The 26,267-nt window shown below is 54.6% G+C and carries 26 protein-coding genes and 1 pseudogene; 12 read left to right on the top strand and 15 right to left on the bottom strand.

The genetic code is table 11. From position 1 onward, the window contains the following. The first annotated feature begins 31 nt into the window (after positions 1–31). From CJD38_RS09205 to CJD38_RS09190, 4 genes are all read left to right on the top strand, one after another. The gene (locus tag CJD38_RS09205; RefSeq protein ID WP_107940039.1) at positions 32–1,312 is read left to right on the top strand and encodes a DSD1 family PLP-dependent enzyme; all 1,281 of its coding nucleotides are present in this window, start codon (positions 32–34) and stop codon (positions 1,310–1,312) included. Between the two features lie 135 nt (positions 1,313–1,447). Next, entirely contained in the window at positions 1,448–2,854 is a 1,407-nt protein-coding gene (locus tag CJD38_RS09200; protein ID WP_107940038.1) for a WS/DGAT/MGAT family O-acyltransferase, read from the top strand. A 101-nt stretch (positions 2,855–2,955) separates the two neighbouring features. After that, the gene (locus CJD38_RS09195) at positions 2,956–3,702 is read left to right on the top strand and encodes a FadR/GntR family transcriptional regulator (RefSeq protein WP_107940037.1); all 747 of its coding nucleotides are present in this window, start codon (positions 2,956–2,958) and stop codon (positions 3,700–3,702) included. Continuing rightward, positions 3,699–4,412 (top strand): sterol desaturase family protein, encoded by a 714-nt coding sequence (locus CJD38_RS09190; RefSeq protein ID WP_107940036.1) that lies wholly within the window; start codon positions 3,699–3,701, stop codon positions 4,410–4,412. The genes CJD38_RS09195 and CJD38_RS09190 overlap by 4 nt, the downstream gene beginning before the upstream one ends. Before the next feature lie 12 nt (positions 4,413–4,424). On the opposite strand, the gene CJD38_RS09185 is transcribed toward CJD38_RS09190, so the two are convergent. From CJD38_RS09185 to CJD38_RS09175, 3 genes are all read right to left on the bottom strand, one after another. Continuing rightward, positions 4,425–6,839, bottom strand: a complete 2,415-nt coding sequence (locus CJD38_RS09185) for a TonB-dependent receptor (protein WP_107940035.1) — start codon at positions 6,837–6,839, stop codon at positions 4,425–4,427. Positions 6,840–6,951: 112 nt separating this feature from the next. Then, positions 6,952–8,685, bottom strand: coding sequence for an arylsulfatase (locus CJD38_RS09180; RefSeq protein ID WP_107940034.1), 1,734 nt, complete (start codon positions 8,683–8,685; stop codon positions 6,952–6,954). A gap of 209 nt (positions 8,686–8,894) precedes the next feature. Then, positions 8,895–9,197, bottom strand: coding sequence for an oxidoreductase-like domain-containing protein (locus tag CJD38_RS09175; RefSeq protein ID WP_146165963.1), 303 nt, complete (start codon positions 9,195–9,197; stop codon positions 8,895–8,897). On the opposite strand from CJD38_RS09175, the gene CJD38_RS09170 reads away from it, so the two are divergent. Next, positions 9,189–11,357, top strand: coding sequence for an acetyl-CoA hydrolase/transferase C-terminal domain-containing protein (locus CJD38_RS09170; RefSeq protein ID WP_107940032.1), 2,169 nt, complete (start codon positions 9,189–9,191; stop codon positions 11,355–11,357). The genes CJD38_RS09175 and CJD38_RS09170 overlap by 9 nt on opposite strands. Before the next feature lie 56 nt (positions 11,358–11,413). Here CJD38_RS09170 and CJD38_RS09165 read toward each other — a convergent pair whose 3' ends face one another. From CJD38_RS09165 to CJD38_RS09155, 3 genes and pseudogenes are all read right to left on the bottom strand, one after another. Next, complete coding sequence (locus CJD38_RS09165; protein WP_107940031.1) at positions 11,414–11,740, bottom strand: BON domain-containing protein; 327 nt, start codon at positions 11,738–11,740, stop codon at positions 11,414–11,416. 33 nt (positions 11,741–11,773) lie between these two features. Then, on the bottom strand, positions 11,774–11,950 hold the full coding sequence (locus CJD38_RS09160; protein ID WP_107940030.1) for a DUF1328 domain-containing protein: 177 nt from the start codon (positions 11,948–11,950) through the stop codon (positions 11,774–11,776). Positions 11,951–12,080: 130 nt separating this feature from the next. After that, a pseudogene (locus CJD38_RS09155) lies at positions 12,081–12,269 on the bottom strand (CsbD family protein); the annotation flags it as partial. 147 nt (positions 12,270–12,416) lie between these two features. Here CJD38_RS09155 and CJD38_RS09150 point away from each other — a divergent pair. Together CJD38_RS09150 and CJD38_RS09145 are read left to right on the top strand one after the other, a co-directional pair. Next, a complete protein-coding gene (locus CJD38_RS09150) occupies positions 12,417–13,313 on the top strand; it encodes an alpha/beta fold hydrolase (RefSeq protein ID WP_107940029.1) in 897 nt (298 codons plus the stop codon). A gap of 124 nt (positions 13,314–13,437) precedes the next feature. Continuing rightward, the gene (locus CJD38_RS09145; RefSeq protein ID WP_107940028.1) at positions 13,438–13,962 is read left to right on the top strand and encodes an SRPBCC family protein; all 525 of its coding nucleotides are present in this window, start codon (positions 13,438–13,440) and stop codon (positions 13,960–13,962) included. 52 nt (positions 13,963–14,014) lie between these two features. Here CJD38_RS09145 and CJD38_RS09140 read toward each other — a convergent pair whose 3' ends face one another. After that, positions 14,015–14,230, bottom strand: coding sequence for a hypothetical protein (locus CJD38_RS09140; protein WP_146165962.1), 216 nt, complete (start codon positions 14,228–14,230; stop codon positions 14,015–14,017). A gap of 24 nt (positions 14,231–14,254) precedes the next feature. Further along, positions 14,255–14,833, bottom strand: coding sequence for a YceI family protein (locus tag CJD38_RS09135; protein ID WP_107940026.1), 579 nt, complete (start codon positions 14,831–14,833; stop codon positions 14,255–14,257). A gap of 83 nt (positions 14,834–14,916) precedes the next feature. Between CJD38_RS09135 and CJD38_RS09130 the strand changes: the two genes are divergently transcribed. Both CJD38_RS09130 and CJD38_RS09125 read left to right on the top strand, forming a co-directional pair. Next, positions 14,917–15,864, top strand: a complete 948-nt coding sequence (locus tag CJD38_RS09130) for an ABC transporter ATP-binding protein (protein WP_436295761.1) — start codon at positions 14,917–14,919, stop codon at positions 15,862–15,864. 8 nt (positions 15,865–15,872) lie between these two features. Beyond that, entirely contained in the window at positions 15,873–16,634 is a 762-nt protein-coding gene (locus CJD38_RS09125; RefSeq protein WP_107940348.1) for an ABC transporter permease, read from the top strand. An 81-nt stretch (positions 16,635–16,715) separates the two neighbouring features. On the opposite strand, the gene CJD38_RS09120 is transcribed toward CJD38_RS09125, so the two are convergent. Both CJD38_RS09120 and speA read right to left on the bottom strand, forming a co-directional pair. Further along, positions 16,716–17,888 (bottom strand): alpha/beta fold hydrolase, encoded by a 1,173-nt coding sequence (locus CJD38_RS09120; RefSeq protein WP_107940024.1) that lies wholly within the window; start codon positions 17,886–17,888, stop codon positions 16,716–16,718. Between the two features lie 93 nt (positions 17,889–17,981). Then, positions 17,982–19,850, bottom strand: a complete 1,869-nt coding sequence (speA, locus tag CJD38_RS09115) for a biosynthetic arginine decarboxylase (protein ID WP_107940023.1) — start codon at positions 19,848–19,850, stop codon at positions 17,982–17,984. Between the two features lie 132 nt (positions 19,851–19,982). On the opposite strand from speA, the gene speE reads away from it, so the two are divergent. Then, positions 19,983–20,840, top strand: a complete 858-nt coding sequence (gene speE, locus CJD38_RS09110) for a polyamine aminopropyltransferase (protein ID WP_107940022.1) — start codon at positions 19,983–19,985, stop codon at positions 20,838–20,840. A 107-nt stretch (positions 20,841–20,947) separates the two neighbouring features. Here speE and CJD38_RS09105 read toward each other — a convergent pair whose 3' ends face one another. Beyond that, positions 20,948–21,370 (bottom strand): DUF4124 domain-containing protein, encoded by a 423-nt coding sequence (locus CJD38_RS09105; protein ID WP_107940021.1) that lies wholly within the window; start codon positions 21,368–21,370, stop codon positions 20,948–20,950. Here CJD38_RS09105 and CJD38_RS18925 point away from each other — a divergent pair. Continuing rightward, the gene (locus CJD38_RS18925) at positions 21,257–21,706 is read left to right on the top strand and encodes a CDGSH iron-sulfur domain-containing protein (RefSeq protein ID WP_366511325.1); all 450 of its coding nucleotides are present in this window, start codon (positions 21,257–21,259) and stop codon (positions 21,704–21,706) included. The genes CJD38_RS09105 and CJD38_RS18925 overlap by 114 nt on opposite strands. Positions 21,707–21,898: 192 nt before the next feature. Here the strand turns inward: CJD38_RS18925 and CJD38_RS09095 are convergent, their stop codons facing one another. The 4 genes from CJD38_RS09095 to glnK form a co-directional block, all read right to left on the bottom strand. Then, positions 21,899–23,203: an ammonium transporter gene (locus CJD38_RS09095; protein WP_107940019.1), complete on the bottom strand. Its 1,305-nt coding sequence runs from the start codon at positions 23,201–23,203 to the stop codon at positions 21,899–21,901. 64 nt (positions 23,204–23,267) lie between these two features. Then, the gene (locus tag CJD38_RS09090) at positions 23,268–23,606 is read right to left on the bottom strand and encodes a P-II family nitrogen regulator (protein ID WP_107940018.1); all 339 of its coding nucleotides are present in this window, start codon (positions 23,604–23,606) and stop codon (positions 23,268–23,270) included. A 107-nt stretch (positions 23,607–23,713) separates the two neighbouring features. Then, positions 23,714–25,348, bottom strand: a complete 1,635-nt coding sequence (locus CJD38_RS09085; protein WP_107940017.1) for an ammonium transporter — start codon at positions 25,346–25,348, stop codon at positions 23,714–23,716. 13 nt (positions 25,349–25,361) lie between these two features. Further along, positions 25,362–25,700: a P-II family nitrogen regulator gene (glnK, locus tag CJD38_RS09080; protein WP_107940016.1), complete on the bottom strand. Its 339-nt coding sequence runs from the start codon at positions 25,698–25,700 to the stop codon at positions 25,362–25,364. A 246-nt stretch (positions 25,701–25,946) separates the two neighbouring features. Here glnK and CJD38_RS09075 point away from each other — a divergent pair, with 246 nt between their 5' ends. Further along, positions 25,947–26,198: an accessory factor UbiK family protein gene (locus tag CJD38_RS09075; RefSeq protein WP_107940015.1), complete on the top strand. Its 252-nt coding sequence runs from the start codon at positions 25,947–25,949 to the stop codon at positions 26,196–26,198. The last annotated feature ends 69 nt before the right edge of the window (positions 26,199–26,267 follow it).

The raw sequence follows: 26,267 nt of genomic DNA, 5'->3' as shown, positions 1-26,267 counted from the left end.
GCAGTTCATGCGTTATGTGTTTGGAGCTTTTATGAAACGACGTTCTGTTCTGCTTGGTGGCCTCGGCGCTGTTGTTCTCGGCGGCGCGTTGCTACGCCCCAAAAACAACGGCGCGCCACACAACGACTATTTTCGCGCGCTCAATGATGAGCTGAAGAAAAATGGTCCGATGCGCCCAAGTCTGGTCATTGATCTGGATCGCCTCGATCACAACATCGATCTGGTGAAGAACTCCGTCGCGCGCGTGCCGAATCGGCATTACCGCATCGTTGAAAAATCACTACCTTCCGCAGGACTGATTGATTACATCGCCAAGCGCGCAGGCACCAATCGTTTGATGTCGTTTCATCAACCGTTTCTGAACATTGATGCTCAGACGCGACCCGACTCGGATTTGCTGGTTGGCAAACCGCTGCCAGTGCGTTCGGCTGAAATCTTTTATCAACAGCACAAAGGTTCTTTCGATCCTTCACGTCAGTTGCAATGGCTGAACGACACGCCAGAGCATTTGCAGCAATATCTGCAGCTCGCCAAAGGCTTGAACACCAAGCTGCGCATCAATATTGAAATTGATGTGGGCTTGCATCGTGGTGGCGTCAATAACGAAGAAACGCTGGGCGCGATGCTGCAAATCATCGAAGCCAATCCGCAGCACCTCGAATTCTCTGGCTTCATGGGTTATGACCCACATGCAGGTATGGCCGTGCCATCCATCATCGGCACGCATGAAGAATTGTTTGCCAAAGGCATGTCGATCTATCAGCGCTTTGCGGATTACACGCGCGCGCAGCATCCGAAGCTTTGGAGCGACAAGCTCACGCTGAATGCAGCCGGTAGCCCGACCTATCACCTGCACGAGGCTGAAACGCTATCGAACGATATTTCCGTAGGCACGGGTCTGCTCAAGCCGACGCACTACGATCTCGACACGCTCGCCAATCACGTGCCTGCGATTTACATCGCAACGCCCGTGCTCAAAGCCACCGGCCCTGTGATGATCCCGGGCCTCGATAACAAATCGAAAATCTTTTCATGGTGGGACGTTAATCAGCGTCAGACTTTCTTCATCTACGGCGGTTATTGGATGGCGGATTACGAGTCACCCAAAGGCATGCAGATCAATACCATTTATGGCCGCAGCACCAATCAGGAAATCGCTAACGCATCCAACTCGGTGGGCTTGAAGGTGGATGATCAGGTGTTCTTGCGTCCAACACAGAGCGAATTTGTGCTGCTGCAATTCGGCGACTTGCTGGCCGTACGCGGTGGCAAGATTGTTGATCGCTGGCCGGTGTATCAGCAGACCGGCTAGTTAGCTCTAGTCCATCTTTTCTACACCCGCCGCAGCAAGGCGGGTAGTTGTCCACGAAAAGTGGCGAGATATAGTGCCTGCCAGCCCAGTCAGCGCTTATTTGACTGGAGCCTCAATGTTTAATGAGGAATCGCCATGGTCGCTCGCCGCCTGTCACTGCTCGACACTAATTTTCTTCAACTAGAATCCGCTCGTCAGCCGATGCATGTGGCTGGCTTGATGATTTTTGAATTGCCCGCGAACAACAAACTCGAATTTGTTGGTGAGCTGGTTCAATGCTTTCGCGGCTGCAAGGTTTTTCACAATCCTTGGAACTATCGCCTGCAGAGCGCGAGTCGCATGCAGTTCATGCCGCTGCTGCAAGAAGTGCACGACATCGATATGGAATATCACGTACGCCATCTCGCGCTGCCGCGTCCGGGTGGTGAGCGTGAACTGGGGCAAATGATTGCGCGCTTGCATAGCCAACCATTAGATCTTCGCCGCCCGATGTGGGAAGTCCACATCATCGAAGGTCTTGAGAATGATCGCTTTGCAATTTATTTGAAGATTCACCATTGCTTGGTCGACGGCGTCTCTGCCACCAAGATTCTGATGCGTGCACTTGCGACAGAACCAGACGCTCTTGGGCAATTGCCGTTCTGGGCCGTGAGTGACGACAGCAGCAAAGGCATTCCGCGCGCGCAACTCAAAGCGGAGCGCAAGAAATCATCGCTACCCACTGCCGCCGATGTTCTGGCTATCTCTCGCACACTGGCATACACCTGGTTCGGAAAAAGCGATGGTGAAGAAGTTACGCTGCGTTCTGCTCCGCGTTCCATCATCAATGATCGTATTCACACGCAACGCCGCTTCGCCACTCACGCAGAACCGCTTGATCGCATTAAGGCGATTGCCAAAGGCGCTGATGCTTCACTCAATGACATTGTGCTGGCACTGACCGGCACTGTGCTGCGTGAATATCTTGAGAATCACAACGCACTGCCAGAAGAAGGCCTCACCGCTTCCATTCCGGTTTCTTTGCATGACCCTAACGCGAAGGAAATCAAAAACAATATCGGCATGATCTTCGCGACCACCGGCACTCACATTGCTGATGATCGCCGTCGCCTTGAAGTGATCAAGGCCTCAACCAATAAAGCCAAGGCAAGACTGCAGGCGCTGCCTAGCGGCACGCAGAGTCTTTATTCCAACATCATGCTGCTGCCTTACGTTGGCAGCCTGATCACCGGTATGGCAGGTCGTGCAAAGCCTGCGTTTAATGTGGTGGTCTCCAATGTGCCGGGGCCGAAAGAGCCACGCTATTTGTTTGGCGCGCGACTCACCAATCTTTATCCGGTCAGCATCCCCATGCATGGCGGCGCACTCAACGTGACCTGCTTTAGTCACGCAGGCATCCTCAACTTTGGTCTCACCGCCTGCCGCGACAGCTTGCCGCAGATGCAGCAGATGGCGGTGAGTTTGGGTCGTGCAGTGGATCGCTATGAAGAGTTGTACTGCGGCAAGGTCACGCCAATTCGTTCCGCATCTGGTACCCATTAAACCGCCTAACTCTTTATTTTTAATAAAAATGCCCTGGCCAACCGGGGCATTTTTTTGCCTTCAGGATTTGATTTTTCCAACTGGTATGATAAGTTGACCACATGAGCAAGCACGCATTTAACGCGGTTAAGAAGGAATCTCTGTCGGAGTCGGTCTACCGCCAGCTATCCGACAAGATTCTTCGTCATGAGCTTTCGCCGGGCGATTCGCTGCCTGCGGAACGTGCGTTGTCGGAGGCGCTTCAGGTGAATCGCGGTGCGGTGCGTGAGGCGATTAAGCGGCTGCAACAGGCTGGGCTGATTGCGGTGCGTCAGGGCGGCAATCACGTGGTGCGTGATTACCTCAGTGAAGGAGGAATGGAATTGTTACCGAATCTTTTGGTGGATAAAAAAGGCCAGCTGAATGGCACTGTCGTGCGTTCAATCATGGCGATGCGTTCGTCACTCGCGCCAGACATTGCGGCTGCCGCGGCAAAGAAAGGTGGCAAGCCACTCGCCGATGAACTGGATGCGCTGCTCACGCAGATGAATGCAGACATCAAGAATTCCAAAGCGCTGCAAGACCACGCTTTGGTGTTCTGGCAAAAGCTGGTGGCGCGCGGCGGCAACATCGCGTTTCGTCTCGCGTTCAACTCGATGACCAAAACCTACACGCAGGTTTGGGATGTGTTGACGCCGGTGTTGGAAAAAGAATTTCGTGACTTCGAAAACTTAAGCGCTATCGCCAAAGCCGTGCGCAAAGGTGATGCCGATGCTGCGCGCGAAGCCGGTCTTCGCCATGTCGAAATTGGACGCACAGAGTTGGAACGCGCGCTGAAAGTAGCGGAAGCAAACGGAGCAGCACTATGACGACGGATCGTAGCCACGATGGCGCAATGATTGCGGCGACTGAAACCGCCAAGCTCAATCCGATGCGCCCACCCGATACACTGCCACGCACAGGTCGCGCGGCGTTCAATATTTTTGTGCGTCATCCAAGCGGTTGGTTGATTGCGCTGTTCGTTTTGATCTGCGGCGCAGTGCGTTTGTCTTGGGGTCCGCTAGGCTGGAGTGATGCGATTGTTGCGCTCGCACTGCTTGCGTACTTTCCAGTGAATGAATGGCTGATTCATGTCTTCATGCTGCACTACAAGCCGCGCAAAGTGTTCGGCTTCACCATCGATTTTTATTTGCCGGTGACGCATCGTCGCCATCACGCAGATCCGTGGAATCCGGAGTGGGTGTTCATCCCGCGCCACATTCACTACACCACGCCGATCACGATTGCTTTGATCATGTGGGCGCTGTGGCCGATCAAAGAACTCGCGCTGACCGGCATCACGGTGTACTTGTTGCTCGGCCTGCATTACGAGTGGGTACATTTTCTCGCGCACATTCCCTGGTGCCCGGACATTGCGTACTACCAACGCCGCGTGCGCGAGCATCGCTATCACCACTTCCGCAATGAGAATTACTGGTGGGGCGTGAGCATGGGCATGGGCGATCGCATCTTCCGCACCGCACCACCGGTGGAAAGCGTTGGCCGCTCCGGCACGACAAGTACTGTCGGCCGGGGGTAACACGCTAGATCGTTATTGCAGATCAACCGTCAGCGTTAAACCATACACGCGTGGCTGGCCGGAATACGCAAACACGGTGTCGCCGAGTTTGATCACGGAGTTCTTGTAGAACTCATCCGTGAGATTGCGACCGAACGCCGTCAGCGACCAGATCTTGTCTTGCGATGACAAGGTAATCTGCGCATCCAATACGCGATGCGCTTCAAGCGCGAACAGTGGATCGTGTTCCAGCGTCGAGTTGGTTGAGCCGGTGTAGGTGTAACCAAGGCCCGGTGTCAGATTCAGATCGCGACTAATTGGGAATGTGTAGTTCGCCAACAAGGAAGCTTGCAGACGTGGCGTGTAGTTGAACTCCTGCCCGGCGAAATCGAAATCATCGCCTTGCGTGTTCTTGCCTTCGTAACGAATCACTTTGGTACGAATGTAAGAGCCGGACGCATTCAGATGCAGTCGCTCGAATGGCACATAAGCAATCGCTAGCTCAGCACCGACGTTGCGCGACTTCGGTACGTTTTGCAGATACTGCAGCGCGCCGAAAATCTCGTCTTTGAAATAGGTCAGCAACTGCTTGTTGGTGTAGTCGTAGTAAAAGGCTGCAGCATTAATCTGCAACGCACGATCAAGTGCGCTGATCTTTGCGCCAATCTCATACGCGTTGAGCTTTTCTTGCACGACCGGTTTGAGGCTGGCCTGATCCACCGAGAAAATTGTTGGGAAGCCACCGCTCTTGTAGCCGCGTGAGTAAGAGCCGTAGAACAAAGTGTCGTTCGTTGGCGTCCAGCTCAGCACGGAACGATAAGAGACGTTGCGCTCGGATAAGGTGTCCGTATACAAGCCCGCGTTATTGCTTGCATCCAAACTTCCGCACTCGCCTTGCGCCACAACGGAGTTGCCGCCTTTCAAAAAGCTGGCTGCGGTGAAGAACGGAAACGGAATGATGGAATCGTTATCGGCCGCCACGTAAGTGCAGCCTGCGTATTCCTGACGTTCACGCGTATAGCGCGCGCCCAGTGTCAATTTTAAAGTGTCGAGTAGTTCAACATTGCCATCGGCAAAGACGCTATCGGAGTGAACGTTGGCGTCACTCTTTGCCGCGCCTTTCTCGAAGAACAGTGGCTTGTTCAGTGGCGCGGTATCGCCAAAGATAAATACGTTCAAGCTATTTTCAGAACCGTGGCCTTCAATGACTTCGTGGTGCTTATCGCGATTGCTGTTAACGCCCAGCAGCCAATTGACCTTGTCGCCAGCCGTGCCTTCAAGACGAAGTTCGCCGGACACACTACGAATGCTGGCGTACAAGACTTGATCGATGTCTTCAACGTCGAGACCGCCTTGCGGCAAGCTGCTACCGTCGGCACGCATCTGTTGAATCGAGAACAAGCCGGTCAGGCTGAGGCTATCGCTGATGTACCAATACGGCCGCAGCGATGCCATCCAGAAACGATCACGTAAACCAAAATCACCGTTCTTGTTCCAATCCGCAATGCGTGCGTTTTGGTTATCCGGAATCAGTGGATAGCTGGAAACCGATGGCGCGAGAAATGCGCTATTGATGTTGATGCCAGTGAGCGTCTGCAGAATGTTGGTGAATTCTCCAGGCAGCGGCAATTTGAACTGCGCTTGTCGTGCGATCGCGTAAGGCGCTTGCGGCTCGCTGCGGTCCTGCCAACCTGAAAGCGTCAAACGAACTTGCACATCATCTGACGCCTGCCAATCAACAATACCGCGTGCAGCCTGTTTTTCGATGGTGCCCAGATGATCATTCGGACGTGTCGCGCTGGTCTGCCAACCGATGGTTGAATTGATCGAGATTGCAGACAGACGTGCGCGCAATGAATCACCGATGGGTCCGCTGATGTAACCCTGCGTATCAACGCGACCGAAACTGCCGTAACTCACATCGCCACCACCAACCAAAGCCGATGAAGGTTTGTTGGCAATGTAGTTGATGGTGCCGCCGGTGGAGTTGCGGCCATACAGCGTGCCTTGCGGGCCTTTCAAAACTTCGACTCTTTGAATATCGAAGTTAGGGCCTTTGCTCATGATCGGATAGGCAAGACTCACTTCATCTGCGTAAACACCGACCGTCGAGGTTGTTGCGAAACTGCTGTCGGCAAAACCGACGCCGCGCAATGTGTAGATCGGCGTATCGAAACCAGAATCTGCGGCTGTAAAGCCGGGCACTAATTTGGCAAGGTCGCGAGTGTCGGTGATGCCGTAGGTTTGCAACTCTTGTCCATTGAACGAGCTGATCGACATCGGCACAGAATTGATCGCTTCGCCGCGACGCTGTGCGGTGACGACGACTTCTGGCAATTGCGTTGCTTCAGCTTCAACGGCGCTCGGCGCTGCATCCGCGGCGACGCCAACAGGCGACCACGCACTGGATAAAGCCAGAACTCCCAACGGTAATATGTGACGCTTCATGCAGCCCCCGGTTAACAGGGCCGCACTCGATCGGCGACAGCTCCCGTAATGCTATGCACTATGGTCGATGCCCTTATAGCTACAAAATACCGTTTTATTGTTTCGATATAGCTCAATCATCAATCGGCGTAAGGATTGGCGGAATGGTGGGCTGCACAACACCAACGCGTGTCACGTAGTCTTTCCACTCTGCTCTTAGCTCAGCGACGATTTCCGGATGAGCCGCAGCAACGTTGTTGGTTTCGCCGCGATCGCTTTCCATGTTGTAGAGCTGCCAATCGTGATTGAGCAACAGATTGGCTGGCGGAACCAGATAGTTCACGAAGCGCGTCAGCTTCCACGGGCCACGACGTACAACGCGGATATCGTTAACCTCGTCGGTCAACACGACATTGTGATCACGCACTTCACCACGCTGACCATTGAGCACAGGCAGCAATGAGAAACCTTCCAACGGCGCAATCGTGCGACCTTGATATTGATTGCCGGGCTCTTTAATTGATGCGGCCGCGAGCAGCGTCGGCACGATGTCACGCACCGAAGTAAATGCCGTTGTCGCTGCCGTGACTTTTGAATTGCCAGGCAAGCGAATAATGGTAGGCACTGAGATGCCGCCTTCACTGGTGAAGGCCTTGAACAAACGGAACGGCGCTGTGCCAACTTCACCCCAACGCGTGCTGCGGAAAATGTAAGAACCCGGTTTGCCGTAGTTGGAGATATCGTTGTTGATATCACTCTGTTGCGTTGGATCATTCACTGGCGCGGTGCCCGTGCCATCCGCGCCGTTATCAGCGAGGAACACAATCACGGTGTTTTCGTACTCGCCAATGTGTTTGAGATAAGAAGTCAGACGGCCAATGTTGTCGTCCATATTCGTGAGCATGCCCGCGAACACTTCCATGATGCGCGCTTCGCTTTTTTGATCTGATGGCAGCAATGTTTCCCAAGGCTGGTTCAACCCGACACCGGGCTGACCGTAGCGCAGCATCAAAGCTTCATCGCCAGGATTGGGTTTGAAGTCTGCTGGAATCAGGCCTATATCTCTTTGACGCTGAATGCGTGCATTACGAGTGACTTCGTAGCCCGCATCATATTTTCCCTTGTAGAGATCGAGATATTTGTCTGGCGCCTGCAGCGGAAAGTGCACGGCCTGAAACGCCAGATACGCGAAGAACGGACGGCCATCGCCGCGATTTTTGCCGACGTACTGAATCAGCTTATCGACGAAGTAATCGCTTGAGAAGAAGTCTGGTGGCAGCGTTGCTTCTTTGCCATTCTCGAAATAAGGATGAGATGAAGATGATGAACCGCCTGCACCCGGCGCAAAGTTGCTGCCTTCTGGCTTGGCGTAATCCAGCGAGAAAGATTGTTCAAAACCAAACGCTGGTGGACCACCACCGCCGACGTGCCACTTGCCGGCCATGTAGGTGTGATATCCGGCATCGCGGAACAACTCACTCACCGTCGGCGCATTGTTGTTCAGCACACCCTGATAGTTATCGGCATTCGCTGGATAGAACTGCTTCATCTCCGGCATGGTGCCGAGGCCAGTCAAATGGTGATCGACACCCGTGAGCAACTCCGCGCGCGTGGTTGCGCATAGAGGCGTGGTGTGGAGATTGCTGAGAATGCGGCCTTCGCGTGCGAGCTTGTCGATATTGGGTGTGGCGATCTCACCGCCGAAGGCACTGATGTCGGAATAACCAAGATCATCAACCAGAATCACCAGCACATTCGGCCGCGATGATTTTCCAGCAGGCGCAGAACGCTGACAGCCTGCGACGCAGGCAAGTAAAACCACCAACGCGATCACTCGCGCCGCGTATTTCTGATTGTGTTCCTTCACGACCGCACCCTTTTTAGGGTCGCGAGGTTAAGCAGGCGTGTTGCAGACGGAAAATAATCTTGAGTGCTTTGCTTATTCCAGAATTTTTACGCTGCTTATTTGCGAAGGCAGAGGGCGTGTTTTACAGCTTGCCTCTGCTTGCAACGCTTGGTTGCTATCGCCATCAATCTGCTTGCTCGGAAAATTTTCCGCGCAATTCTGAGACCGCACTAAGTCTGCTGAGATGCGGCCACTTTTTCGGCGTGGAGTCGCTGGATCTCTTTGACTTCCTTGTTCCAGATTTTCATGTCGCGGAGATAAAGCGTGAACACGCAATCTGCGCATCCGCCACCACAGCAATCGTTGGCCAGTGGGCGCTCCGGCTGCGGCGGCAGCTCGGGGGCAGGCAGGGTCTGGGTGGGTACGGCGTCCATACGTGCGTAGTTTAACGCCTGCACTCCACGCTGCGGCACCGCAATCACTACAATCAGGCTGAACGAGCACAACCTGCTGGAGCCATAACGATGACCCACCCGCTGCCCGCGACCTGCGATGACGTTGAAATCGCTGTCGACCAGATCATTGCCCACATCGGCAAGGACATCCGCATCGGCCTGCCGCTGGGATTAGGCAAGCCCATCGAGCTGATCAACGCGCTTTATGCCCGCGCACAGAAAGACGCGACCCTATCGCTGACCATTTTTACGGCACTGTCTCTGGAAAAACCCGAACCGTCCTCCTCGCTCGAAAAAGCGTTTCTCGGCCCCTTTCTTGAGCGCGTTTTTGGCGACTGTCCGCCGCTGGAATATGTGCGAGACCAGCGCAAGCGTCGCTTGCCATCGAACGTTCGTGTCGTCGAATTCTTCTTTAAGCCCGGCAGTCAGATGGGCAATGAAGGGGCACAGCGCGATTACATCAGCACCAACTACACCTTCGCAGCTCGCGATATTTTTCTGCGCGGCTGCAATGTGGTGGCACAGATTGTCGCTAAGCGCGAAACAGCGCAGGGCACGCGTTTCAGCTTGAGCTGCAACCCGGATACCAGTCCTGAACTTGCCGCGCTTCTGAGTGAAGCCGCCGCACGCGGTGAGCGCAAGATTCTTCGCATCGCGCAGATTCAGCAAAACCTGCCGTATATGGCCAACGATGCTGAAGTCGCACCAGAGGCCTTTGATCTCGTCGTCGATCATCCGCGCTACACGACGACCTTGTTCTCAACACCGCGGACGCCGGTGACGACACCCGACTTTGCGATTGGTCTTTACGCATCATCACTGCTGCGCGACGGCGGCACTTTGCAGGTTGGTATTGGGGCACTAGGCGACGGCGTGGTTCATGCCACTTGTCTGCGTCACCAGCAGAATGCCGCCTACGTTGATTTGCTCAGTCGACTGGGCGCAAGCAAACATCAAAGCCAGCTGATTGAAAACTTCGGCGGCACCGCACCGTTTATCCAAGGCATCTACAGCACAACAGAAATGTTTGTGGATGGCCTAATGCATCTCTACAAAGCGGGAATCCTCAAACGTAAGGTTTACGATTTCTGGGCTTTGCAGCAGCTGATCAATGACGGACGCTGCAACCCAGAAGCATTAACGCCTTCGGTGCTGGATGAGCTCGACGCAATCAGCGTTCGCGTGATCCGCACACAAGATTTTGAAATCTTGCAGCACCACGGCTTCTTCAATGACGCCACGTGTTACGACTTGGGCCATCTGATTGCACCCGATGGCACACGTGTCATTGCGAATGTTGCTGATCCGAACGCACGCAAAGTCATGGCGGAGCAATGTCTCGGCACCAAACTGCGTCGCGGCATTCTGCTGCACGGCGGGTTCTTCCTCGGGCCACGTGACTTTTACGATTGGCTGCGCAATATGAATGACGAAGAGCGCGCGCAGATTTGCATGACCGGCGTCTATAAAGTGAATCAACTGGATCACAATCCGCGCCTCTACAAAGCGCAGCGTCAACATGCGCGCTTTGTGAATACCGGATTGATGGCGACGCTCAGCGGCAGCGTAGTTTCCGACGGACTTGAGGATAACCAGGTTATTTCAGGCGTCGGTGGTCAATACAATTTTGTCGCGATGGCGCATCAGTTGCCGACGGCACGCTCGATTCTATTAATCCGCGCCGTCCGTGAGAAAGGCGATGGCGCGGTCAGCAATATCGTTTTCAATTACGGCCATTGCACGATCCCGCGACACTTGCGCGACATCATCATCACGGAATACGGCATCGCAGATTTGCGTGCGAAGACCGACAATGAAGTGATCAAAGCGCTGATCAATGTTGCGGACTCACGTTTTCAAACCACGCTGCTGGAACAAGCCAAGAAATCTGGAAAGCTGGAGAAGGATTACGTCGTCCCTGCTGCCTTTCAAAACAATACGCCGCAAGCACTGCGTGAAAAGTTGGCACCGCATCAGTCACTGTTTCCAGACTTCCCTTTTGGCAGCGATTTCACGCCGCAAGAAGAGTTGCTGGCCAAGTCCCTGCAGAAAGTGAAATCACGCGCCGCAAAAACGTCGAAGTGGAAACTGCTGCTTTCAACATTGACTGCCAGCGCCGCGCCAGCGGCTGTGCAGCCTTATCTTGAGCGCATGCAGCTTGTTGCGCCGACTACGCTGCAAGACAAAGTCGCCAGACATTTGCTGATCGACGAGCTTGGCAAGGCTGGCATCCGCTGAATAAAAAGAAACCCCGCCATGGCGACCATGGCGGGGTTGTTTTCAGCAGCAACTGATTAGACTCTGATTTCGCCTTTCAGCAAGAGATCGTTCTTCACTTGAGCAACGCCTCTCACTTTCTGCGCAACCAGTGCAGCCTTCATCAGCTCATCGCTTGATCTGACATAGCCAGAGAGCTGAACTGAACCCTTGAATGCTGTCACCTGTATCTCTCCAATGTGGAGATTTTTCTGCGCCTGCAGTGCGTCCCAGACTTTATTGCAAATGATGATGTCGGACTCGTCCACCATCATGCGGCTCAAAGCCGATTGGTCAGCAAAACTGACGCTGGGCAAAATCCCTACACTCAGAGCGATAGCGATTAACAAAACTTTTGGGTTCATTGGTCTGCTCCCCAGATTAATGAAAGCCGATTCTCAGTTGCGTTCGTTATGTTGCGACAGTGATCCAAGAACCAAGGCCACTGCAGCAATCACTAAAAACACGAGAAACAAGATTTGTGCGATAGACACTGCACTGGCGGCGATGCCACTAAAGCCGAACAGTGCAGCGATGATCGCGATGAGGAAAAACACCACTGCGTAGTGCAGCATGGTGGCCTCCGTTTATGACGATCTAGAGACGCTAACGCGCTTAGATCGGTGGAATGATAGGCGTGCTCGCAGCATCGGCAGCACGCGTGTCTCTGCGGCTCTGCTCGTTACTGAATGCGTCCGATACGCCATCGAAGAACTTCTTCACTTGTTTTTCGGCTTCCTCGCGGGTCGCGCCGTAGCGCTCCTGCACGAGTCCCGTAAGACGTTGGGCGTTGCCTTCAATCTTCAGGAGCTCGTCATCCGTGAGCTTGCCCCAAGTGGTTTTTGCCTTGCCAACTAATTGCTTCCATTGGCCTTTGAGTGTGTCCTGGTTCATGTTCAATATCTCCTTTTGAACTGACATCGTGACGACTTTGCCACTGGAGCCACCTTGCCAGCGCGTCACTGAACCTAAACTGAACTCCTAGGCAAAATGGCCTCCGCCGCACTAGCAAAAATCATAATTATCGCTAGTGTGTAGGACATGCCTTACATCACTACGCGCGACGGCGCCAAGCTTCACTATCTCAGCATCGGTCGCGGTGCTCCGGTTGTTCTTCTTCACGGTTTTGCGATGCAAGGGGCGATGTGGTTGCCCTTCATTGCGCCACTGGCGATGCGCTACAAATTCATCCTTCCAGATCTGCGCGGCTTCGGCGGCTCTCACCGAGTAGCGCTGTCGCAGCCTTGCCTGCTGACACAGCACGCTGATGATCTCGAAGATTTGATGGAAGCATTGAACCTGCGCAATGTTCGCCTCGGTGGCCTGTCGATGGGCGCTTGCACAGCGCTGCAATATCACCGCCTCTATGGCTTTGATCGCATCCACAGTTATCTGCACATGGATCAAGCGCCTTGCGTGCGCAATGGCAAGGACTGGCGTCATGGCCTGCTTGGCGTGCAACAGCAGTCACGCCTCGGTGCGTGGAAATCGCTGATGCAAGATCTGGAACCGTATCGCGGCGAAGCGTTCAAGAAAATTCCAAAAGCACTACGCGCACGACTGTGGAGTGTGTTGTCTGAATTCTTTGGCTTTGCGTTTCACAAAGCAGGCTGGAGAGTTTTCTCCCAGCTCGCCAAGCACGAGTTCATCATCCGCAACATCGCGCCAACGTCTAACTGGCCGATTTATATGGACACGCTGCGCTCGTACACCGAAGACGATTACGACTGGCGCCCATCGCTTGCGAATGTGAATATCCCAATGACCGTGCTCGTGGGCATGCGCTCAACGATGTACCCGGCGCAGGGCCAGTTGCAGATTGGCAAGTTGGTACCGAATGCACGTGTTGTGAAGTTTGAAGACTGCGGTCACGCGCTGCCGTTTGAAGCGCCGTTGCGTTTTACCAGCGAACTGCGTCAGTTCCTCGCAGCGGCCTAAGGCAAATAGCCACGCCGCAAAACTCGCGCTAAGCTCTGCCGCACGCCGATCTCGGAGTGCGGCAGAAGCTGATTTTGACTCACCTCACTCCGAGCGTTTCTAAACTCGTACACCGGGAGAAGTCATGCGTAAGTTACTCATCATCGTACTTGTAGCCATCGCCGCAGTTCTGGGCTACGCGGCAACCAAGCCAGACACTTTTCAAGTTTCGCGCTCAGTCTCAATCAAAGCGCCACCAGAAAAGATTTTTCCGCTGATTAATAACCTGCATAGCTGGACCACGTGGTCGCCTTACGAGAAATTGGATCCGGCGATGAAGCGCAGTTACAGCGGCCCTGAATCCGGCGTTGGCGCAGCTTATAGCTGGGAAGGCAATAACACTGTCGGCGCAGGCAAGATGGAAGTTTCGGAATCAACGCCATCTTCAGCCGTTAAATTCAAACTCGATTTCTTTAAGCCTTTTAATACGCACAACACCGCTGAGTTCACGTTAGCTGCGGAAGGCGACAGCACCACCGTGACGTGGACCATGGATGGTCCTAGCCCTTACATCAGCAAGGTGATGGGCGTGTTCTTCAACATGGATAAGATGATTGGTGATGCTTTCACCGATGGTCTGAATAATCTGAAAGGCCTCAGCGAACAGTAGGCAAAAAAATGGCCTGCGACGATCAACGTCGCAGGCCATGATGTTGTACTTCTTACTTTGTTTCGCCCTGCACGGCCTCATCTCTGGCTTTTTTGTACTCACCATAAGATGCGCGCGCGTTAGAAGCGCACTCCGCTTGGTCGCGCTCGGGCAACTTGCTGCATTGCTGCGCACGCAACTCCGAGGTGGAGTTATAAACCTGCGCGTTGGTGCAAGCAGCACCACTCACGACGAGCATGGCGAATCCAATCTTGGCGATAGAGTTCATCATTCTCTCCGTCAGGCTCTAGTCTTACTCTGCGGCCAGCGCTTCAACCTGAATACGCAGCGTCACGTCCATGCTGAAACCCCAAGCCTTGCCAGCATCGATGCCAAACTCATTGCGCTTGATCGTGGTGAGTGCATCGGCCCCGCACACTTCGCGTTTGTACATCGGGTGCTGAATGCACTTGAATGACTGAATCTTCAGATCAACCGGCTTGGTTACGCCGTGCAGCGTGAGGTTGCCGACGACTTTGGTTGGCGCGCCGTTCACAAAACCATCAAGCTTGCCTTTGTAAGTCGCGGTTGGATATTTGGCGACATCGAACAGCTCCGCGCTTCTGGCTTTCTCGTCCATAATGCCGAGGCCGTAGTTAACACTAGTGGCATCAACGACGATGTCCACCGCACCCGTTTTAGCTGCCTTATCGAGTGTGACCGTGCCGCTGGTCTTGTCGAACTTGCCGCGCCATACCGAGAGGCCGCCCATATGGTCTGCTTCAAAGCTTGGAAACGTGTGCGTGGGGTCAATGTTGTAGGTAACCGGTGCAGCAGATGCACTCGCGCAGAACACTAAGGACAGCAGCGACACCCATTGAATCTTTTTCATGATCAGGTCTCTTGTTTCCGGGTTTTCAGTCTAAATTATGTAAGGGCCGTTGTCGGCATTGTGACAACGTCTTTACTCTTCCTCTGCAGTTAACAGGAGATCGCGTGCAACCGATCATCTCCATCCAGAATCTCACCAAGACTTACGCCACCGGCTTCCAAGCCCTTAAAGGCGTAAATCTCGATATCCGTCGCGGCGAAATCTTTGCACTGCTCGGCCCCAATGGCGCGGGCAAGACCACGCTGATTGGCGTGACCTGCGGCATTGTGAACCCCACTAGCGGCACGGTGCTGGCCGATGGCCACGACATCATCTCCGACTACCGCGCGGCGCGATCCAAGATTGGTTTGGTGCCACAGGAACTCACGACGGATGCATTCGAAAGCGTTTGGGCCACAGTCAATTTCAGTCGTGGCCTGTTTGGTAAGCCACGCGATCCAGTACTGATCGAAAAAATCCTGAAAGATCTTTCATTGTGGGACAAGAAAGATTCCAAAGTGATGACGCTATCCGGCGGCATGAAGCGCCGCGTGATGATTGCCAAGGCGTTGTCGCATGAACCACAGATTCTGTTCCTCGATGAACCTAGTGCGGGCGTCGACGTGGAACTGCGTCGCGACATGTGGGAAATGGTGCGACGACTGCGCGATAGCGGCGTCACCATTATTCTCACGACGCATTACATCGAAGAAGCCGAAGAGATGGCGGACCGTATCGGCGTCATCAGCAAGGGCGAGCTGATTCTGGTTGAAGATAAGAATGTGCTGATGGAAAAGCTGGGCAAGAAACAGCTGACGCTTTATCTTAAAGCGCCGCTTGAGAAGATCCCCGCCGAGTTTGCAACGCAACCACTCACGCTGTCTGCCGATGGCAATACGCTGACCTATACCTTCGATACGCAAGACGAACACACCGGCATCGCTGCATTACTGCGCAGTCTGGGCGAACACGGCATCGACTTTAAAGAACTGCAATCCAGCCAGAGCTCTCTGGAAGATATTTTCGTCAGCTTGGTGAGGGCGCGCGCATGAGTTCCTCAATCAATTTTCACGCGATCAAAGCGATTTACCGTTTTGAAATGGCGCGCACTTTCCGTACCTTGATGCAGAGTATTGCTTCCCCGGTGTTGTCGACCTCGCTCTACTTTGTCGTCTTCGGCGCTGCGATTGGTTCACGCATGGGCGCGATTGATGGCATCAGTTATGGCGCGTTCATCATCCCCGGCTTGATCATGCTGTCGCTATTAACCGAGAGCATCTCCAACGCATCGTTCGGTATTTATATGCCGAAGTGGTCGGGCACTATTTATGAACTGCTCTCTGCGCCGGTTTCCTATGTGGAAGCAGTCATTGGCTACGTTGGCGCAGCCGCGACTAAATCCGTCCTGCTCGGTATTTTGATTTTGCTGACGGCACGCATCTTTGTGGACTATCAGATCATGCATCCGGTTTGGATGGTGTTCTTCCTGGTACTCACCGCGATTACGTTCAGCCTGTTCGGCTTCATCATCGGCGTGTGGGCAGATGGATTCGAGAAATTGCAGATCATTCCGATGATGATCGTCACGCCCTTAACATTCCTTGGCGGCAGCTTCTATTCGATCAATATGCTGCCCGGCATCTGGCAACAGATCGCGCTGTTCAATCCGGTGGTGTATTTGATCAGCGGATTCCGCTGGAGTTTCTACGGCGTATCGGATGTCAGCATGTCGGTCAGCGTGGGGATGACGCTGGTGTTCATGACGCTGTGCTTTGCGGCGATCGCTTGGATCTTTAAGACTGGGTACAAGCTCAAGAACTAAATCGAATTGATTTTGTAGGAGCGCCTCTTAGGCGCGATTGGCGATGGAGCTATCGCGCCTAAGAGGCGCTCCTACAGAAACTCAGGCTGAACGCGTAGCCAACCACTCATTGGCATAAACCCACGTAGTCAACGGCGCTTTGCTTCCTGCAAACACACCCGCATGACCACCCGGCGCGATCATGAATTCCTTGTCGGCGCTGCCGATGATATCCATCACCTTCTTCGCCGCATCGACCGTCACGATCTTGTCGGTCTTGCCTGCAATCGCGAGCAGTGAACTTTCAATCTTATCGAGCGCGGCGCTTTTGCCTTTGCCATGCCCGAGTTGAATGTTGCCCGTTGCCAAGGCGTTATCCATGCCTACGCGAACGATGAAGTCTTGAATGATGCCGCCTGGATAGGCGTGCATCTTGTTGAACCACGTCGACATCGTTTGATACTCAGTGACGTAGTCGCGATCCCACAGGTTCATCAACAGATCGATGTACCCCGTGACGGTGCCCATCGGATTGGTCGCTTTGAAAATCAGCGACGACACCCAACCCGGCACATTGAGTTTGCTCGGATCGATGTTGTGAATGCGAAAGCCAGTGAAGCGGCGCACCAGACGAACTGGCGTGCGAGTGACTTCCCACAGCTTTCCTGCGGCGCCCGCTTGATGCGCATCAATCGGGCTGGCGATGGTGACGATGTTGCGAAGGTTCTTGTCGTGCGACCAACCGGCGTAGATCAGGCTAAACAAGCCGCCCATGCAGTAACCCAGTAGTGTGATTTCTTTCTGGCGCGCATCGGTGCGGATTCTTTTCAACGCATCCGGAATCATGATCGTCGTGTAATCGACGAGACCGAGATGCGAGTGATCAGCATCGGGGCTGCCGAAGTCGACCAGATAAACCTTGTAGCCATGCGCCAACAGAAAGCGCACGAGGCTGCGATGCGGCATCAAATCGAAATTGAGCGGGTCGGCTGCCAGTGGCGGAATCAGCACCACCGGAATCTTATGGCGCTTCTTGCTGACCTTGACCATCTGCTCGCCAATCAGGATTTCAGATTCGGTGAGTGCAGGATATTTGCGAACGGACAGCAAACCTTTCTGATAAATGATGTCGTGCGGCGTTTGATCCGCAACGATGAAGTTTTCCGTCTTCATCTGACGCTCGATGGCATTGCTAATCCACTGCAATGCTCGCTCAGTGGCGAGCGCGCCGTTGCCGGAAATCTTTTCAAGCATCGATGCGCTTTTCTTGGTCATGTTAGCCGCCCGTTTTCTTTGAATCCGTAGGAGCGCCTCTTAGGCGCGATCAGCGCTGATCGCGCCTAAGAGGCGCTCCTACAAAAGCACGCATTAGCCTGACAAGTACGTATAACCCGTGAGGCCTTCTTCCAGCTCTGCAAGAATTTCCTTCGACAAACCCGCAGCCTCGCATTTCACGCGATAGTTTTCTGCAAGCTCTTCTGGCAGCAAGTGCACGTAACGCAGTAGTTCGTCAGTACGATCGCCCTGCTCTGCGCCTTCCAACTGCCAGCCGCCTTTGCCATCGAGCACAACGTTTACCGCGTTGGTGTCGCCGAAGAGGTTGTGCATGTCGCCGAGAATTTCTTGGTAAGCACCGACCATGAAGAAGGCGAGCAGATAATCTTCGCCGCTCTTCAGCGGATGCACTGGCAGTGTTGGCTCCAAGCCACCACGATCAACGTAGTGATTGATGCGGCCGTCGGAATCGCAGGTCAGATCGCAAAGATTCGCGCGCATCGAAGGTTGTTCGTCGAGGCGATGAATCGGCAGGATCGGGAATACCTGATCAATCGCCCACGAGTCCGGCACGGACTGGAAGACGGAGAAGTTGCAGAAGTATTTTGCGGCGAGTTTTCCACGCAACTCATCGAGCGCTTCGCGATGAGCGCGAATGCTGTCGTCGAGCTTGGGCAGAATCGCACGGCAGACGGCGTAGTACGTCGTCTCGGCATACGCGCGCTGCGTTAGCGTGAGCATGCCGTGCGTGTATTGCGACTGTGCTTCGGAAAGATCGGATGCAGCATCGTGCAAACATTCGAGCGGACCGCGTGAATCGACTTCGGTCAGCAATGAATAGAGATCGTGAATGATGGCTGGATCATTTTTAGCAGGCGCGCCGGGCTGGGTCGTCGGCGCAGTTTCCTGATCGATGACATCGGCAATCAACACAGCGTGATGCGCGGTGAGTGCGCGACCGGATTCGCTGATTACGTCCGGCTGAGGTTGGCCCGCTTCATCGCAGACATCCATCAGCGTGCGCAGAATATTGCGCGCGTATTCGCGCTGCGAATAATTCATCGAGCAGTAGCTGCGTGAGCGCGTGCCTTCGTAATCAACGCCAAGACCACCACCAACGTCGACGACATCCAGCGGCGCGCCGAGTGCACGTAGTTCTACGTAGAAGCGTGCGGCTTCGCGCATGCCGCGTTGAATGTCTTGCACGTTGGCGACTTGTGAGCCGAGGTGGAAGTGCACCATGCGTACGGCGTCGATGAACCCGGCTGCGCGCATTTGTTCGACGGCTTCAATCACTTGCGGACTAGCGAGACCGAATTTGGATTTCTCACCGCCGGTGTTTTGCTGCGTACTCGTCGACATCGACGCGAGGCGCACGCGCAAACCAATCATCGGCGCAACGCCAAGCTTGCGTGATTCTTCAATCACCAGTGGCAGCTCGGATGGTTTTTCAACAACGATGTAAACCTTATGGCCGAGCTTCTGGCCGATCAGTGCTCGACGGATGTAGGCGCGATCTTTGTAGCCGTTACAAACGATGACGCTACCTGCTGGCGCCATACCTAGCACCGCAGCCATTTCGGGTTTGCTGCCCGCTTCAAGACCAACGCGCTCGCCGCCGTGACGCACGATTTCTTCAACCACGCTGCGCTGCTGGTTGACCTTGATCGGATAAACCGCCTTGTAGCCGCCTTTGTAGCCGAGCTCTTTGATCATGTCGCCGAAGGCGCCAGTGAGCGCATCGACGCGGTCATGCAGGATGTTGTTGAAACGCACCAGCACCGGCAGTTGCAGGCCTTCTTTGGGCAGGCGCTGGGCCAGCTCATAGAGGTCAATCGCGACTGGCGAGCGCTCGCGGAACGGGCGCACCAGCAGGTGGCCGTTGTCGGCCACGTCGAAATAACCCTCGCCCCACTGGGGGATGTTGTACAAGTCGCGAGCGTGCGCGGCGGTCCAGGTCATGTCGGTATCCGGCGAAAAGATGGATGAAATTGCGCGAATTCTAAGGCTTTGGCCCTAGTCTCGCTGAGTTTCATGACTCCCGTTTGTCACTTACGACCTTATATAATCGCGGCCTTCATTTAGGAGCCCGTCATGGCACTCGATCAAACTTGGTTTTCCGAAGCTTTTGAAAAGACCGGCAGCGCGTTTTCGCTGAAGGCCGTCAAGCTGCATTCCGAAAAGTCGCCCTATCAAGAAATCGAGATCTGGCAGACTGAAACCTTCGGCAAGCTGATGACGATCGACGGCTGCACCATGGTCTCGACGCTCGACAACTTTCTCTATCACGAGATGATGTCGCACCCAGCACTGAACTCGCACCCGAACCCGAAGAACGTCGTTATTGTTGGTGGCGGCGACTGCGGCACGCTGCGTGAAGTGCTGAAGCACCCTGAAGTGCAGTCGGCGACGCAGGTTGAAATCGACGAGCGCGTCACGCGCCTCGCTGAAATCCATTTCCCCGAGCTGTGCGACAAGAACAACGATCCGCGCGCCACGCTGTTCTTTGGCGACGGCATTCAGTGGATGAAGGACGCCAAGCCTGGCTCGATCGACCTGATCATCATCGACTCGACCGACCCTGTCGGCCCAGCGGAAGGTCTGTTCGGCAAAAAGTTTTATCTGGACTGCATCAAGGCACTGGCCCCAGACGGCATGCTGGTTCAGCAGTCGGAATCGCCATTGTTGCTGCTCGACCTCATCACTGAAATGCATCAGGCCATGCGTGACGCCGGTTTTGCGCAGACGCATTTGCTGCACTTCCCACAGCCGATTTATCCGTCAGGCTGGTGGTCGGGTTCGATTGCGACCAAGCAGGCTAACCCGCTGGCGCAGCGTCTGGATGAGAAGGCGATTGAAGCGCTCGACACCAACTTCTACAACGTTGATACGCACAAGGCCGCATTTGCGCTGCCTAACTTTGTGAAGAAGGCGCTGGCTAAAATCGGCTAAGGCCTTCAAGCAATAAAAAGCCCGAAGCGGTCTCCCGCTTCGGGCTTTTTATTGAGCTACACTGTTATAAAATATTGCTTTTTTTATTTTTATTAATCTAATTAAAACTAATTTACTGACGCGCCATTCGATTCAGTCAATTCACCGCAACCATCTGCAATCTGCTTCTGCGTTTTCTCGATCAGCTTCACACGCTCTTCATCGTTGAATTCTTTTTGATTGCCGAGCGAGTCGGTTTCAACAATGCGTGAGGCCTTTTTGTACGTCGCGAGCTGATCGCGCTTGCGGCTGCACTCTTCGATCTTCTTTTGGTTTTGTTTGTCTGCGTCAGCGCTGTTGCCTTCTGCTGGCGCGGCTTCGCCGTTGTCAGGGCCAGTCTTGACCTTCTCGGCGCCGCTCGGAGCTTGATCACCGTAATGCACGCGACCGTTGGCATCTTTCCATTTATAAACGCCGGCCTGCGCCATCGACACAGACGCCAACGACGCCATGCACAGTCCCATCACCACCACAGAAAGCCGCATCAACATGAATACTCCATCCGGCGAAACAAGTTAGCCCGAGTCTATCGCTTAGAATCGCCGAAGGAAAACCACAAATGGGATTGGCTGATGAGCGACGCTGAAAAACCCGTGATCGCAGCGTGTAAGCCTTTCATGATGGATCTGGCGCCGGGAGAATATTTTTGGTGTTCCTGTGGGCGCTCTCTGACGCAACCGTTCTGCGATGGCTCACATAAAGACACCAGCTTTAAGCCGATCAAAGTGACCGTCACGCCTCGAACTGGAACGCTTTGGTTGTGTGGCTGTAAATATGCCAAAACCAAACCGCATTGCGACGGCACTCATAACAAATTGCCACGGTAGGGTGGGTAGACGAGGGCATGGATGCCCGAGGTAGAGCAATGCATGGAGCAATTGCCGAGCACAGCGAAACCCACCATCTCTTTAGCGTGTGCAAGCGGTGGGTTTCGCTGCGCTCTACCCACCCTACATTTACATCAGTGCCAATAAAAAGAGGCCGCATTTAGCGGCCTCTTCTTTTAATGCGGATTTAACTTAAAGCGTTCCGAGATCGTATCCACGTTCGTTGTGCTCTGAAGTATCCAAACCCGCGTATTCGCCTTCTGCATTCACGCGCAGACCGACCAACTTCTGCACCAGCTTGAGCAGCACGTAAGTCACGATGGCGGTGTATGCGCCGACAGAAACAACGCCGAGCGCCTGTACGCCAACTTGCGAAAGCATGTCCATGCCTTCTGCGTAACCCTTGCCGCTGAAAACGCCGAGTGTGCTGGAAGCAAAGATGCCAGCCATCAAGGTGCCGATGATGCCGCCGACGCCGTGCACTGGGAAAACATCGAGCGAATCATCGATCAACAATTTGCGCTTGAGAATGTGCGTGGCGTTGAAGCAAACGTAACCTGCAATCAGACCAATCAACAGCGCGCCGCCAGGGCCAACCGCACCTGCAGCTGGCGTGATTGTGCCGAGGCCCGCGACCATGCCGGTGACCATGCCGAGTGCCGATGCTTTTTTGTACTTCACCAATTCCATCACCGACCAAGCGATTGCGCCTGCAGCTGCGGAAGTGTGCGTCACCAAAATCGCCATGCCAGCATTGCCATTCGCAGCCAATGCAGAGCCGCCGTTGAAACCAAACCAGCCAACCCAGAGCATGCCCGCGCCCGTCACTGTCATCGTGAGGTTGTGCGGCATCATCGGTGCGGTGCCGTAGCCACTGCGACGGCCCATCACGATGGCGGCAACCAATGCCGCAGTACCGGCCGTGATGTGCACAACAGTGCCGCCAGCAAAGTCGATCAGGCCGCGCGTGTAGAGCCAACCGTCTGCAGCCCACACCCAATGACACACGGGTGCGTAAACCACGATGGACCACAGCGCGCTGAAAATCAGCATCGCAGAAAACTTCATGCGTTCAGCAAAACCACCAACGATCAGCGCAGGCGTGATCACGGCGAAGGTGAGCTGGAACATCGAGAACACAACTTCTGGCAGCGTGCCGCTTTTTGAATCAACGGTGACGCCAGCCATAAACATTTTGCTGAGGCCGCCAATCAAAGGACCGCCCGGTGCAAACGTCAGGCTGTAGAGACCAATGATCCACAGCAGCGAAACGATGCAGGTGATCGCAAAGCACTGCATGAGTACCGACAACACGTTCTTCGCGCGCACCAAGCCGCCGTAGAACAGTGCAAGACCTGGCAAGGTCATGAACAGCACGAGGGCGATAGAGGTGAGAATCCATGCGGTGTCGCCAGAGTTGATGGCGTCATCCGCAAATGCTGCGCAGGGCAGCAGGGCCAAACTGATCAGCGCGAATGCGCGGCTAAAAATTTTCATGCGAAAAATCTCGAGCAGATATGAAACCGGCCGCTAAAGCGGCCGGAATTGAAAAACGAAGGAGTTAAACGGCTTCGACGCCGGATTCGCCGGTGCGGATGCGCACGGTCTGATTGAGGTCGTAGACAAAGATTTTGCCGTCGCCGATCTGGCCCGTCTTGGCAGACTTGGCAATGGCATCAACAGCGCGCTCGACCATGTCAGGTGCGAGTGCAACTTCAAGTTTGATCTTAGGCAGCAGGTCGACGGTGTATTCCGCGCCGCGGTACAACTCAGTGTGGCCTTTCTGACGGCCAAATCCGCGAACTTCGGTAACGGTCATGCCTTGCACGCCGATGTCGGCGAGTGCTTCGCGTACAGCGTCGAGCTTAAAGGGCTTGATGATGGCGATGAGCATTTTCATGTTACGGCGTCCTCAGAATTTTCCGCCGCAAGTTTACACGTTCGTCCCCGCCAATAGAAAAGGGCGCGCCTGTTGCCAGACGCGCCCTATTCCTCCCGAGGAGACTATTAAGGGTTGTAAGCCTTTTCGCCGTGCTCTGAAAGGTCCAGACCTTCGGATTCTGCTTCTTCCGAAGCGCGGATGCCGATGGTGTACTTGAGAACCAGCAAGGTGACCGCCGTTACAACCGCGCTGAGCACGACTGCAACCAGCACTGCCTTAACCTGGATCAAGATCTGGCCGGAGGAGTAACCCGGAACCATGTCGACCCAGTTGTTGTACACGCCGACGCCGCCCTTGGCTGGATCAACGAACACACCGGTCAGGATCGCGCCGATGATGCCGCCTACAGCGTGGACGCCGAATGCATCGAGTGCATCGTCATAGCCCAGCAACTTCTTGATGTAAGCCACCGCGAAGAAGCAGACCACACCAGCAACCAGACCGATGATCAGACCGCCGCCGATGCCGACGAAGCCGCAAGCCGGGGTGATAGCAACCAGACCAGCGATCGCACCGGAGATGATGCCGAGCAGCGAAGGCTTGCCCTTGAAGATCCACTCTGCGAAGAACCAAGCAACTGCTGCAGCCGCGGTAGCGAATGCGGTGTTAGCAAATGCCAGCACTGCGTAGCCGTTGGCTTCGAGGTTGGAACCAGCGTTGAAGCCGAACCAGCCAAACCACAGAAGTGCTGCACCGATGGCGCTCATCACGAGGCTGTGTGGAGCCATCGCAACTTTGCCGTAGCCCGAACGCTTGCCGAGGATGATGGCTGCAACCAGACCGGCAACACCGGCGTTGATGTGCACCACGGTACCGCCAGCGAAGTCGAGAGCGCCCAGCTGCCACAGGTAACCTGCGGTTGCGTTCATCTCATCTACTTTATCCAGACCGGTGTAAGCATCCGGACCCGCCCACCACCAAACCATGTGCGCCATTGGCAGGTAGGAGAACGTGAACCAGATCACCGAGAAGATCATCACAGCGGTGAACTTCATGCGCTCAGCGTAGGCACCAGCAATCAGGGCTACGGTGATGCAAGCAAAGGTCATCTGGAACACTGCGAACAGCAGTTCCGGAATCACAACGCCTTTCGAGAAGGTCGCGGTTGCGGTAAAGAAGCCGTTAGCATCATAGACGACGCCTTTGAGCAACATCTTGTCTAGCGTACCGATGAATGGGCCTGTACCGCTGAACGCCAAGCTGTAGCCATAAACGCACCACAACACGCCGATCACGGAGAAGATCGCAAACGTCTGCGTCAGAGTCGAAACCATGTTCTTGCTGCGGACCATACCGCCGTAGAACAGGGCGAGGCCCGGAAGTGACATCAGCAATACGAACGCGGTCGAAACCAGCATCCAGGCGACGTTGCCTTCATTGAAGACAGGTGCGACTGGTTTGGCTTCTTCAGCAGGTGCGGCAGCGGGTGCAGCTGCTGCTGGAGCGGCTTCTGCTGGTGCAGGTGCAGCTTCAACAGGTGCTGCTTCAGCCGGAGCTGGAGCCGCTGCAGGTGCAGGTGCAGCTTCGGCAACTTTCGCTACCTTAGCTTTCTTTTCTTTAACGGCCGGAGCAGCAACGGCAGCAGCAGGCGCGGCGGCCTCTGCAGCAGGTGCTTCGGCTGCGGGGGCTTCTTCGGCCCAAGCAGGTGCCAAACCGCAAGCAGCGGCTAGCAACAATGCGTAACTTAATTTACGGATCATGTGTGCGGGCTCCTTAGAGGGCGTCCTTGCCAGTCTCACCCGTACGAATACGGATAGCCTGATCGAGGTTGTAAACGAAGACTTTGCCGTCGCCGATCTTGCCGGTATGCGCGGCTTTGGCGATGGCATCGATTGCGGCATCTACTTTGCCGTCGTCGATAGCGACTTCAATCTTCACTTTGGGCAGAAAATCAACAACATATTCCGCACCGCGGTAAAGCTCCGTATGGCCCTTCTGGCGGCCGAACCCTTTAACTTCCGTCACCGTGATGCCGGCCACGCCGATATCCGAGAGTGCTTCGCGCACTTCGTCCAGCTTGAACGGTTTGATGATCGCTGCAATCAGCTTCATTGATGCACTCCTTGTTTTAAGGCCAAACTCGATAGATTCGCTTTTTGCGAACCCGCACAGCCGTCAAAGCACGGAGCGTGCCAGCTTGGTGCATTGGGGCATAAATCTTCGAGAAAACAAGGGTTGGATGGGCTTGAAGGGCCTGATCTAGCGCCTGCTCCCTTACCTTGTCATCCCGAACGGAGTGACACGAAACCATCTGAGTCCATCCGCAAACCAGCTAAACTGCCGCAAACGGAGCGCCTCATGCTGGACCCCAAACAACTCGAAGACATCGCCGCCAAACTCAGCCAAGTCATCCCGCCGGGATTACGCGGCCTGCGCAGCGAGCTTGAAGACAATTTCCGCGTGATTTTGCGCTCCAATCTGGAACGCTTTGATCTGGTCTCGCGTGATCGCTTTGATACACAGGCAGAGCTGCTTTCACGCACGCAGTCGCGCCTTGCCGCACTTGAGCAGCGGCTCAAAACTCTCGAACAAAAGCTGTCTGGCAACTAAGCTGTTCTAAGCTTGGCGCCCTAGGCGCTGCGCGGATTTTGGCCATGGAAGGCTCACGCTGTAATGAGA

The organism is Stenotrophobium rhamnosiphilum, assembly GCF_003052265.1.
GTDB lineage: Bacteria > Pseudomonadota > Gammaproteobacteria > Nevskiales > Nevskiaceae > Stenotrophobium > Stenotrophobium rhamnosiphilum.
This window is presented reverse-complemented; position numbering and strand designations above follow the sequence as displayed.